This window comes from Pseudonocardia sp. SID8383 (genome assembly GCF_009864975.1).
Classification (GTDB): domain Bacteria; phylum Actinomycetota; class Actinomycetes; order Mycobacteriales; family Pseudonocardiaceae; genus Pseudonocardia; species Pseudonocardia alni.
The window spans coordinates 23,740-34,861 of record NZ_WWFY01000348.1; the positions used below are offsets into that span (position 1 = coordinate 23,740).

General features: G+C 72.0%; 9 protein-coding genes and 1 pseudogene. 5 read left to right on the forward strand and 5 right to left on the reverse strand.

All coding sequences use genetic code 11. The features are described 5' to 3' along the window. Window positions 1-120 precede the first annotated feature (120 nt). The 3 genes and pseudogenes from hxlA (GTW08_RS08480) (at window position 121) to GTW08_RS08490 (ending at window position 2,537) form a co-directional block, all read left to right on the forward strand. Complete coding sequence (hxlA, locus tag GTW08_RS08480) at window positions 121-750, forward strand: 3-hexulose-6-phosphate synthase (protein WP_073573854.1); 630 nt, start codon at window positions 121-123, stop codon at window positions 748-750. Window positions 751-794: 44 nt separating this feature from the next. Continuing rightward, entirely contained in the window at window positions 795-1,040 is a 246-nt protein-coding gene (locus GTW08_RS08485; protein WP_253069305.1) for a hypothetical protein, read from the forward strand. Between the two features lie 466 nt (window positions 1,041-1,506). Beyond that, window positions 1,507-2,537: pseudogene (locus GTW08_RS08490) on the forward strand (IS30 family transposase). Between the two features lie 112 nt (window positions 2,538-2,649). Here GTW08_RS08490 and GTW08_RS08495 read toward each other — a convergent pair. From GTW08_RS08495 to hxlA (GTW08_RS08515), 5 genes are read right to left on the reverse strand one after another with little or no spacing between them, the layout of a single operon-like run. Further along, a complete protein-coding gene (locus tag GTW08_RS08495; protein WP_073573856.1) occupies window positions 2,650-4,020 on the reverse strand; it encodes an ATP-dependent 6-phosphofructokinase in 1,371 nt (456 codons plus the stop codon). Continuing rightward, entirely contained in the window at window positions 4,017-4,988 is a 972-nt protein-coding gene (locus GTW08_RS08500; RefSeq protein ID WP_073573857.1) for a fructose-bisphosphatase class II family protein, read from the reverse strand. Before GTW08_RS08500 ends, GTW08_RS08495 begins: the two co-directional genes overlap by 4 nt. Before the next feature lie 42 nt (window positions 4,989-5,030). Further along, window positions 5,031-5,618 carry a 6-phospho-3-hexuloisomerase gene (gene hxlB / locus GTW08_RS08505; RefSeq protein ID WP_073573858.1) on the reverse strand — a complete coding sequence of 196 codons (588 nt, stop codon included), beginning with the start codon at window positions 5,616-5,618 and terminating at the stop codon, window positions 5,031-5,033. A gap of 28 nt (window positions 5,619-5,646) precedes the next feature. Continuing rightward, window positions 5,647-7,749, reverse strand: a complete 2,103-nt coding sequence (tkt, locus tag GTW08_RS08510) for a transketolase (RefSeq protein ID WP_217266845.1) — start codon at window positions 7,747-7,749, stop codon at window positions 5,647-5,649. A 29-nt stretch (window positions 7,750-7,778) separates the two neighbouring features. Further along, complete coding sequence (gene hxlA, locus GTW08_RS08515) at window positions 7,779-8,408, reverse strand: 3-hexulose-6-phosphate synthase (RefSeq protein ID WP_100880288.1); 630 nt, start codon at window positions 8,406-8,408, stop codon at window positions 7,779-7,781. A 514-nt stretch (window positions 8,409-8,922) separates the two neighbouring features. On the opposite strand from hxlA (GTW08_RS08515), the gene GTW08_RS08520 reads away from it, so the two are divergent. Both GTW08_RS08520 and GTW08_RS08525 read left to right on the forward strand, forming a co-directional pair. Beyond that, entirely contained in the window at window positions 8,923-9,915 is a 993-nt protein-coding gene (locus GTW08_RS08520; RefSeq protein ID WP_073573861.1) for a LysR family transcriptional regulator, read from the forward strand. A 35-nt stretch (window positions 9,916-9,950) separates the two neighbouring features. Continuing rightward, on the forward strand, window positions 9,951-10,928 hold the full coding sequence (locus GTW08_RS08525) for a class I fructose-bisphosphate aldolase (RefSeq protein ID WP_073573862.1): 978 nt from the start codon (window positions 9,951-9,953) through the stop codon (window positions 10,926-10,928). The last annotated feature ends 194 nt before the right edge of the window (window positions 10,929-11,122 follow it).

Here is an 11,122-nt window from a genome sequence, read left to right on the forward strand (position 1 = left end):
GGTATTCGGGGTGCGGATCGGGTGATCGGTTTTCCGGATGTGTGGTGGTGTTGTGGGTGGGTGTCGGCGGGGCGACGGTGGGGGTGTTGTTCTTCCTGTTGTCGTGGTGAGGAGTTCGTCGTGCAGTTGCAGGTGGCTTTGGATGTTCTGGATCTTCCGTCGGCGTTGACGCTGGCGAATCGGGTGTCGGAGTTCGTGGACATTCTGGAGTTGGGGACGCCGTTGGTGAAGTCGGCGGGTATCGGGGCGGTGACCGCGGTGAAGGCGGCGCATCCGGACAAGCTGGTGTTCGCGGACCTGAAGACCGCCGATGCCGGTGAGCTGGAGGCGGATCTGGCGTTCGGTGCGGGTGCGGATCTGGTGACGGTGATGGGGGTGGCCGACGACGACACGGTGCGGGGTGCGGTCGCGGCCGGTGCCCGGCACGGGAAGCGGGTCGTGGCGGACATGATCGGGGTGGTGGACGGGCGGGTCGAGCGGATCCGTCAGGTCGCGGAGCTGGGTGTGGCGTTCGTGGAGATCCATGCGGGTCTGGACGAGCAGGCGCGTCCGGGGTACTCGATCGACCGGTTGCTGGCCGACGGTCGGGCGGCGGGGGTGCCGTTCTCGATCGCCGGTGGGGTGAAGGCGGACACCATCGGGTCGGTGCGTGAGGCCGGGGCGGTGGTCGCGGTGGCCGGTGGGGCGATCTACAACGCCGACGATCCCGCCGCTGCCGCCGCCGAGCTCCAGAAGCGCATCGTCTCGTGAGTGGAGCGCCCGTGGAGATACGACGAACGAGTCCGGAGACACCGGTGAACGCCTACGGCGACCTGATGCTGCAGACCGCACGGGTGGTGCGGATGCGCTACGTCCGCTGCACCCGTGACCCGCGGCTGTCCCCCGCCGAGGCGGACGAGCTGGCGGACCTCTTCGAGCGGCTCGCCCGGGGCGACTCCGGTGTCGATCAGATCGACCCGAACGAGGCCATCGGTCTCGCGTTCCGCATCCTCGACGACGACAATCCGGAGTTCTCGAGCCTCTGGCCACGGCGCCCCTGAGCCCGGACGGCCCGTGGGCCGATGCGACGACGGCGGCCCGGGACAGGAACGGCAAGTTCTAGCGGTCGCTGCAACACCTCGATCCTGAGGAGTTGCAGCGACCGTGGCCGTTGTAGGTGGTGGTGAGGGGCGGGCCGAGTTGGCTCGGCTGCGTGAGGAGTCCTTGGCCCGTTTCGATGTGGTCGGCTCGGCGACGACGGTCGCCCGGGAGCTGGGCGTCAACCGCCACACCGCGGCGGGGTGGGTTCGCCAGGCCGGGAAGCGGTCGCATGGTCCTGGTGGGCGAGGGCGTCATCCCGGGCGGGACGAGTTCGAGCGCCTGCGTGGTGAGGGGGTTCGGCGTGCTGAGGCTGCCCGTGTCGTCGGAGTGAACATCCGGACGGCCAGGGACTGGGACCACGGGGGCCGCAAGACCGGGAACAGTCGGGTCCATCCCGACGGACGGCGGGTGGACTACACCACGGGCATGATCACGATGGTGCTGTCGATGGCCAAGGTGGAGAAGGTCCTCCACCGACGGTTTGTGTCGTTGGCCGAACGGGAGACCATCACCGACCTGCGTCGGGAAGGTCTGTCGATCCGCAGGATCGCCAACCGGCTGGGGCGCCACCCTTCCACCATCAGCCGTGAGGTCGCCCGCAACAGTGACAAGCAAGGTGAGTACCGGCCGCACGCCGCGCACCGCGCGGCCGCGATGCGTCGAACTCGACCGAAGCCGTCGAAGCTGGCCTTCGACTCACCACTGCGCGACTACGTGACCGCGAAGCTGGCGGTGCGCTGGTCTCCCGAGCAGATCTGCCACGCTCTGGTCGCTGAGTTCCCCCACGACCCCGAGATGCGCGTGAGCCACGAGACGATCTACCAGGCGCTCTACCTGCAGGCCCGTGGCGGGCTGCGCCGCGAGGTCGCCGCGGCCCTGCGCACCGGCCGTGCCCGTCGCCGGCCCTGCCGCGACCCCCGGACCAGGCAGAGCCGTTTCCTCGACCCGATGGTCATGATCTCCGAACGACCGGCCGAGGTCGCCGATCGGGCGGTGCCCGGACACTGGGAAGGTGACCTGCTCATCGGTGCCGAGGGCGGCTCCGCGATCGGCACCCTGGTCGAGCGCGCCACCCGCTACGTGATGCTGGTCCACCTGCCCGACGGGCGCAGCGCCGAACAGGTCCGCGACGGACTCGTCGCCACCATGGCGACCCTGCCCGCGCAACTACGCGGCTCATTGACCTGGGACCAAGGCTCGGAAATGGCCGCGCACGTCTCGTTCTCGCTGGCCACGGACATGCCGGTCTACTTCTGCGACCCCGCCAGCCCCGGCAGCGCGGCTCGAACGAGAACACCAACGGCCTGCTGCGGCAGTACTTCCCCAAGGGCACCGACCTATCCGTCCACGACCCGGCCGACCTCGAACACGTCGCTCAACAGCTCAACGGGCGCCCACGCAAAACGCTCGGCTGGAAGACTCCAGCCGAGCGTCTGCGTCAACTACTGTCCGCTTGAACTACCAGCGGTGTTGCAACGACCCCTTGAATCCGCCAACCTGTCCCGGGCCGCCGTCGTGCGATGTCCGCCCCCGGCGCGGGCGGGTCCGTACCCGCGGCGGCGGGCAGGCTCAGCAGAACCCCGCGTGGAGGGGGTGTGCGCCGGCCGCGCCGAACCCGGCGGGCTGGCAGGTCGCCTCCAGCACCGACAGCCACATGTCGCCGTTCGGGTCGACCTGGTTGCGACGGCTGGTCATCAGGGTCAGCGGGACGTGGACGAACCGGCGACGCCAGCGCGCGACCGCGGCCTCGGTGCGTCCCGCCATGGCCGCGTGCACCGCGGCGTGCGCCAGGCGCAGGCAGTAGACGCTGTCGTAGGCGTTCGCGGCCACGCTGCGGATCGCGTAGCTGGGGTCGATGTAGCGGATCGTGGGGGCGAGGCCAGCGTCGGTGAGGTGCGTGCCGACGCGCTCCCGCAGGAGCTCGGCGACGTCGCCCAGCCGGACGTTCCCCGAAGCGTCGGTCGCCGAGCCGGCCGCCGGGTGCTCCGCCAGCAGGTCCTGACCCGCCCCCTCGGCGAGGACGATCACGACGTGTCCCGCGGTCCGCACGTGCCTCTCGACGTGCGCGAGGAGGCCGTCGTCACCGTCCAGGGCGAACGGCACCTCGGGGATCAGCACGATGTCGGCCAGACTCGAGGCCAGCGCCGCGTAGCTCGCGATGAACCCCGAGTGGCGGCCCATGAGCTTGACGATGCCGACACCGTCGCGGCTCGCGGCGGCCTCGACCGCGACCGCGGTGATGAACTCCGTGGCCCGGGCGAACGCGCTCTGGAACCCGAACGACTGGTCGGTGAAGGGCAGGTCGTTGTCGATCGTCTTGGGGACGCCGATGACGGCGATGTCGAGGCCCCGTGCCCGGATCGCCGTGCTGATGCAGGTGGCCGCGCGCATCCCCCCGTCGCCCCCGACCACGAACAGCATGTCGACACCGCGGGACACGAGGCTGTCGACCATCTCGTCCGGGTCGTGGCCGCCGCGCGAGCTGCCCAGGATCGTGCCCCCGGAGTTCTGGATGTCGCGGACGTCGTCGAGGGTCAGCTCGACCGTGTCGTCGACACGGGCCGCCGTCAGTCCCTCCAGACCGTTGCGGAAGCCGAGGATGCGCTCGACCCCGTAGTGCACGGTCAGCTCCTGCACCAGGCCGCGGATCACGTTGTTCAGGCCGGGGCAGAGCCCTCCGCAGGTGACGATCCCGGCGGTGACCCCCTCGGGCCGGAAGTAGATCCGCCGACGCGGACCTGCCGCCTCGAAGCTCGCGGCCTCGACGGAGGGCCGGTCGTGCTCGGCCAGCATCGAGACGGTGTCCTCGAGGAGGACCCGGTCACCCTCGGCCACGTAGTGCGGTGAGGTCTGTTTGGCGGTGAGCAGGCCCGCCATCGGCGAGTCGTAGCGGCACTCACCCAGTTCGCGGACCCGGAGGTCATCCCGGTGCAGGGTCACGGCTGCTCCCTCCTCGTCCCGGTGGCCCGGTCGAAGGTCGTGTGGGTGACATGGCGGATCTGCCCGTCGGTGATCAGCAGGGACTCGACGACGGTGGTGCCGCCGCTGCTGCGGGGCCTGCCGAGCAACGGGCCCCCGTTCACCCCGGAGGCGGCGAAAAAGGCCGTGTCCGCCACCAGCTCCTCACAGCGCAGGATGCGGTCGGTCGACCGGCCCGCGGCGCGCAGGGCCGCCGCCTCCGCCTCGCGCTGCGGTGCGAGCCGGCCCAGCATCCCGCCGCCGAGCGCGCGGACGGCGGCTGCCGTCAGCACACCCTCCGGGGTGCCCCCCACGCCGAGCAGGAGATCGACGTCGAGGGTCGGCATCAGTACCGCCAGGCTCCCGCCGACGTCGCCGCCGGCCGGGGTCTGCACCGCCGCACCGGCCCGCAGCACCCGGGCGATCAGCTCCGCGTGGCGTGGCTTGTCCATGATCATCACACGCAGGTCGCCGACCTTCTTGCCCACGGCCTCCGCCACCTTGGCGACGGTGCGCTCGGGCGGGTCGTCCAGATCGACGACGTCGCGCGCGGCAGGCGGAACGACGATCTTGTCCATGTAGAAGCCGGGGCCGGGCGACCAGAACGATCCCGTCCGGCCGAACGCGATCGTCGCCAGCGCCCCGGGCAGGTCCCGGGCACAGAACGACGTGCCCTCCAGGGGGTCGACGGCGATGTCGAAGTCGGGCCCGTCACCGGTCCCGACGATCTCGCCGTTGAACAGCATGGGGGCGTCGTCCTTCTCCCCCTCCCCGATGACCACCGTCCCCCGCCCCGGTGCGCGGGCCAGCGCTGTGCGCATCGCCTCGGTGGCCGCTGCGTCGGCCGCATCCTGATCGTCACGGCCGGCCCACGGGTAGGCGGCCACCGCGGCGCTGCGGGTCGCCTCCAGGGCCACCGCCTCCAGTGTGCTGATGTCGGGTGCCGACATGTCGGGCTCCTCGGGTCGGTCGGGCGGGCACGGCGGTCGGACTCACTCGAGGTTGGCGTGCAGCCGCCAGAGGTCGCGGGCCTGGCTGTCCCCGGACTTCCAGAGCGTGTGGAACAGCGCGTCACTGATCAGCAGCACCGACTGCTCGAAGAGGCTGCCCGCGTACTGGACGGAGGCGCTGCCGTCGAAGTCCTGCTTGTCGGCGGCCGGCACCACCAGGGTCTCGGTCGCGATCTCGGCCAGCGGCGAGCCGGCCGCCGTGGTCAGTGCGATCACGTCCGCGTCCTGGGCCCGGGCCGTCTCGGCCGCCCGGACCACACGTCCCGTCGTGCCCGAGCCCGACGCCGCCACCAGGACGTCGCCCGCTCCGATCGCCGGAGCGGTGACCTCCCCGACGACGTGGGTCGGCAGCCCGAGGTGCATGAAGCGCATCGCGGCCATGTTCAGCGCCAGACCGCTGCGCCCGGTCCCCACGGTGAAGACCGTGCGGGCGCGCAGCAGCAGGGCGCCCGCACGGGTCCATGCCTCGGGCTCGATCCTGGCGCTGACCCGCTGCACCTCGTCGACGACGGCGCGGGTGGCGACCGAGAACTCGCCCGGGGTCAGGTCGTGGGTCATCTGGCGGGTCATCGCGTTCTCCCTCTCGTCGTCGTCCCGGTCATGCCCGGCCGACCGATGCCAGGCTGCGCCGGGCGGCCTCGGCCACGGCCGCGGCGGTGATGCCGAACTTCTCGAACAGCGTCGCGACGTCGGCCGACGCCCCGAAGTGCTCCAGCGAGACGATCTCGCCGGCGTCCCCCGCGATGCGGTGCCAGGGCTGCGCCACACCGGCCTCCACGACGACCCTCGCCCGGACCGACGGGGGCAGTACCCGGTTCCGGTAGTCCTCGTCCTGGCCGTCGAACCACTCCAGGCAGGGCAGGGAGACCACCCGGGTGGCGACGCCCTCCGACTCGAGCATCCGCCGCGCCCCGAGGGCGAGCTGGACCTCCGACCCGGTGCCCACGAGCACGACGTCCGGACGTCCCGACGAGGCCTCTGCGAGCACGTACCCGCCCCGTGCGACGCCCTCCCGCGAGGTGCCCTCCAGAGTCGGCACGGCCTGGCGGGTCAGGGCCAGGCCGGCCGGGCCCGCGTTCTCGAGCACCGTCCGCCAGGCGTACGCGGTCTCGTTCGCGTCGGCGGGGCGCACCACGGACAGGCCGGGGACGGCGCGCAGCGAGGCCAGCTGCTCGACGGGCTGGTGGGTCGGCCCGTCCTCGCCGAGCCCGATGGAGTCGTGCGTCCACACGAAGACGACGGGCAGCTCCATCAACGCGGCCAGGCGCACCGCGGGCCGCATGTAGTCGCTGAAGACGAGGAAGGTCCCGCCGTAGGGCCGGGTGCCCCCGTGCAGCGCGATCCCGTTGAGGATCGACCCCATGGCGTGCTCGCGGACGCCGAAGTGCAGCGTCCGTCCGTGGGGCTGGGCGCTCCAGCTCGACGTCGAGATCCCGGCCGGGCCGAAGGAGTCCGCGCCGGCGATCGTCGTGTTGTTGCTCCCCGCCAGGTCCGCCGAACCACCCCACAGCTCGGGCAGCCTGTCGCCGAGCGCCGCCAGCACCGTCCCCGATGCCTTGCGGGTGGCGACACCGGCATCACCGGGCTCCCAGACCGGCAGGGCGTCCGCCCAGCCGGGGGGCAGCTCGCGTCGCCGGAGCCGGTCCAGCAGCGCCGCACGTTCCGGGTTCGCCCGGGCCCACGCGTCCGCCTCGACCTGCCACGCGGCGCGGGCGGTACGGCCGCGGTCGGCCGCCTCCCGCGTGTGCCGCAGCACGTCGTCGTCGACCTGGAAGCTGAGCTCCGGGTCGGCACCGACGCTGCGCTTGACCGCGGCGAGCTCCGCACCGCCCAGTGCGGCGCCGTGGACGGCGCCGGTGTTCATCAGCCCGGGGGCCGGATAGCCGATCACCGTGCGCAGCACGATCAGCGTCGGGCGGGTGCTGTCGGCCCTGCTGTGGTCGACGGCGTCGAGGAACGCCGCGACGTCCTCGCCGCCGTCGACGGTCAGGACCTGCCACCCGTAGGCCTCGTACCGTGCCGCGGTGTCCTCGGACAGCGCGATACGGGTGTCGTCCTCGATGGAGATCTCGTTGCTGTCGTAGATCACCGTGAGATTTCCGAGCTGCTGGGTCCCCGCCAGCGACGACGCCTCGGAGGTCACCCCCTCCTGGATGTCGCCGTCGGAGGCGATCACGTAGATCCGGTGGTCGAACACGCTGGTGCCGGGTTCGGCGTCCGGGTCGAGGAGGCCGCGTTCACGCCGGGCGGCCATCGCCATCCCGACCGCGTTGGCGAGGCCCTGCCCGAGCGGGCCGGTGGTCGTCTCGACACCGGCCGTGTGGCCGTGCTCGGGGTGGCCCGGCGTCCGCGAGCCCCATGTCCGCAGGGACCTCAGGTCGTCCAGCTCCAGGCCGTACCCGCACAGGTAGAGCTGGATGTAGAGGGTGAGGCTGGAATGACCGGCGGAGAGCACGAACCGGTCCCGGCCGAGCCAGTCCGGATCGGTGGGGTCGTGCCGCAGGACCCGCTGGAACAGCGCATGGGCGACCGGCGCGAGGCTCATCGCGGTCCCGGGATGGCCGCTCCCGCACCGTTCGACCGCGTCGGCCGCCAGCACGCGTGCGGTGTCGACGGCGCGCCGGTCGAGGTCGGTCCAGTCGGCGGGGACCCGGGGGGCGGTCAACCGGGCCAGCTCGTCGTCGGAGCGCGGCGGGGACACGGACGCCCCCGGCGGCGCGGTACGGACGGTCACCGGCCGATGCGCTTCTGGAGCTCGGCGGCGGCAGCGGCGGGATCGTCGGCGTTGTAGATCGCCCCACCGGCCACCGCGACCACCGCCCCGGCCTCACGCACCGACCCGATGGTGTCCGCCTTCACCCCACCGGCGATCGAGAACGGCACCCCCGCCGCCCGACCGTCGGCCAGCAACCGGTCGATCGAGTACCCCGGACGCGCCTGCTCGTCCAGACCCGCATGGATCTCCACGAACGCCACACCCAGCTCCGCGACCTGACGGATCCGCTCGACCCGCCCGTCCACCACCCCGATCATGTCCGCCACGACCCGCTTCCCGTGCCGGGCACCGGCCGCGACCGCACCCCGCACCGTGTCGTCGTCGGCCACCCCCATCACCGTCACCAGATCCGCACCCGCACCGAACGCCAGATCCGCCTCCAGCTCACCGGCATCGGCGGTCTTCAGGTCCGCGAACACCAGCTTGTCCGGATGCGCCGCCTTCACCGCGGTCACCGCCGCGATACCCGCCGACTTCACCAACGGCGTCCCCAACTCCAGAATGTCCACGAACTCCGACACCCGATTCGCCAGCGTCAACGCCGACGGAAGATCCAGAACATCCAAAGCCACCTGCAACTGCACGACGAACTCCTCACCACGACAACAGGAAGAACAACACCCCCACCGTCGCCCCGCCGACACCCACCCACAACACCACCACACATCCGGAAAACCGATCACCCGATCCGCACCCCGAATACCCCCACAACCGGAACGGCCGTCGGCGTACCCCGGTGCCGGAGGGGCGTCGTCGCGCCGGCGAGGAGATCCCGCCGCAGTTCGGACCGGGTCGGTCCGTCCCGGAGCTCCTGGCTGCGCCGCCACCCGATGCGCGTTTTCCGGGACGAACGGCGACCTAGGAGGAACGAACGAAGCAGTATCGGGAACCGGCGGAGAACGGGGACGGAAAATGCCCTCCGGTCCTCGTGCCGCACCGCAGGAGACGCGAATCCCGCCTCTCGTACACGGATCACGTGCGTTCGTGTCCGTGCGGTTGACCCGTTCTCCCCCGGTCCGCATCATCGCCGGGCGCCGCGTTTCGACGGAGTTTCGCGGGCGGAGCGAGAGGACAAGAACGTTGGTGATTCCGTCCCGGATGCCTCAGCTCGCAGACCTCGATCTCCTGCTGTCGGTGGCGAGCCGTGGCAGCGTCGGAAAGGCAGCGCAGGAACACCGCATCTCCCAGCCTGCCGCCAGCACGCGGATCAGTGCGATGGAGAGACGACTCGGTCTCCGGCTGCTCGAGCGGTCGCCTGCCGGGTCGACGCTGACCACGGAGGGCGAGGTACTGGCGCGCTATGCACGCAACGTGATCCGGGCGGCCGACGAGCTGCTCGAGTTCGGCTCCCGCATGGGATCCACGGAGGCCCGCAGGCTCCGCATCGCGGGCAGCCCCGCGATCTCCGAGCACCTGATCCCCGACTGGCTGAACCACGCCGGCTCCACCACCGACGACGTCCTCGTCGAGGTGCGGACCGGCAACCTCGAGACGCTCCACCGCCTGGTCCTGGAGAGCCGGGTCGACCTCGCGTTCGTCGACGGATGGTGCGGTACCGGCGACCGGACGGGCGCGGCGCACCATGACGAGCTGGTGACCCGAGACATCTGCGACGACCGGCTGGCCGTCGTCGTCGGGCCCCGGCACCCCTGGGCGGACCGGAGGACACCCGTCACCGTCGCCGAGCTCGCGGGTGCACCTCTGGTGCTGCGGGAGCGCGGGTCGGGCCTGCGCGCGTTCACCGACGAGCTCCTCGCCTCGCACCGGCCCGCCGGCGGCCAGGTCGAGCTGCCGTCCAGCAGCGCGCTCAAGCTCGCCGTCGCCACGAGCAGACGGGTGACCGTCCTGAACGTGTCGACCGTCCGTACCGAGATCGCGGACGGTCGGCTCCACCTCGTCGCCGTGGACCACGAGATGCCCGGGCGTCCCATCCGCGCGACCTGGAACCGGCAGCGCGGGCTCACCGGGCACGCGGAAGCCCTCGTCGAGATCGCCGCGGCGAAGGGCTCGCCGCCGCCCGGCCCCCACGACGCCCCGGAGACCGGAGGCACGCCCGGACGCGACCACGCAGGCCACCGGGCGATCGCATGACCGCCCGCGACCGTCAATTCCCAGGAGGGGACGAAGTGTCAGCTCTGAACAAGATCGCCCGCACGATGGTCTCGCACCGGCGGGGGATCCTCGCCGCCGACGAGAGCATCGGGACCATGTCCGCCCGGCTCGAGTCGGTCGGCGTCGCCCCGACCGAGGAGAACCGCCGCGTCTACCGCGAGCTCATCGTGACCACACCGCGGCTCGCCGAGTCCGTGAGCGGGGTCATCCTCGCGGACGAGACCTTCCACCAGCAGCTCGACGACGGGCGGTCGTTCCCCGAGTACCTGTCCGACATCGGGATCCTGGCGGGCATCAAGGTCGACACCGGGGCGAAGCCGCTCGCCGGGGCGTCCGGCGAGAAGATCACGGAGGGACTCGACGGGCTGCGCGAGCGCATCGCGGACTACGTGCGGCGCGGCGCGACCTTCGCGAAGTGGCGGGCGGTCATCACCATCGGCGACGGGCTGCCGTCGGACCGCGCGGTGCGCGCCAACGTGCACGCACTGGCCCGCTACGCCGGCCTGTGCCAGGAGGGCGGGCTGGTGCCGATCGTGGAGCCGGAGGTGCTCATGGACGGCGACCACTCCCTGGCCCGGTGCCGGCAGGTGACCACGGAGACCCTCGAGGAGCTGTTCGAGGAGCTCGACCTCCTGCAGGTACAGCTCGACGGGATCGTCCTGAAGCCGAACATGGTGGTCCCCGGCTCCGGCAGCGGCGAGCAGGTCACGGTCGCCGACGTGGCCGAGGCCACGGTCGAGACACTGCGGGAGACCGTGCCCCCGGCCGTCCCGGGCATCGCCTTCCTGTCCGGGGGCCAGGACCCGGAGGTGGCGACGGAGCACCTCGGGGCGATGCAGGGTCTCGACCCGCTGCCGTGGGAGCTCACCTACTCCTTCGGCCGGGCGCTGGTCGGGCCCGCGCTGGAGGCGTGGCGGGGGCAGGAGCAGAACCGGGACGCCGCCCAGTCGGCCCTGTCCGCCCGTGCCGTGGCCAACGCCGCGGCGCGCTGACCGGCGCCGCGTGGTGCGGACGGCACACGGTGACGGGGTGGACCCGCCACCCGACGAGGTGCTGATGCTGGAACTCGTCCGCGCGACCGAGTCGGGCGCCGTGGTGGCCGGGCGGTGCTCCGGCCACCACGGCGCCGCCGGGACCAGGGGCGACGACCGCGACCCGGACCGGGACCGGGCGGTCGCCGCGATGC

Excerpts from the sequence above, each read along its gene's own strand:
- GTW08_RS08500 (WP_073573857.1), bottom strand. The coding sequence starts at position 4,988 with ATGTCGGCACCCGACATCAGCACACTGGAGGCGGTGGCCCTGGAGGCG.
- GTW08_RS08520 (WP_073573861.1), top strand. The coding sequence starts at position 8,923 with ATGCCTCAGCTCGCAGACCTCGATCTCCTGCTGTCGGTGGCGAGCCGT.
- hxlB (WP_073573858.1), bottom strand. The coding sequence starts at position 5,618 with ATGACCCGCCAGATGACCCACGACCTGACCCCGGGCGAGTTCTCGGTC.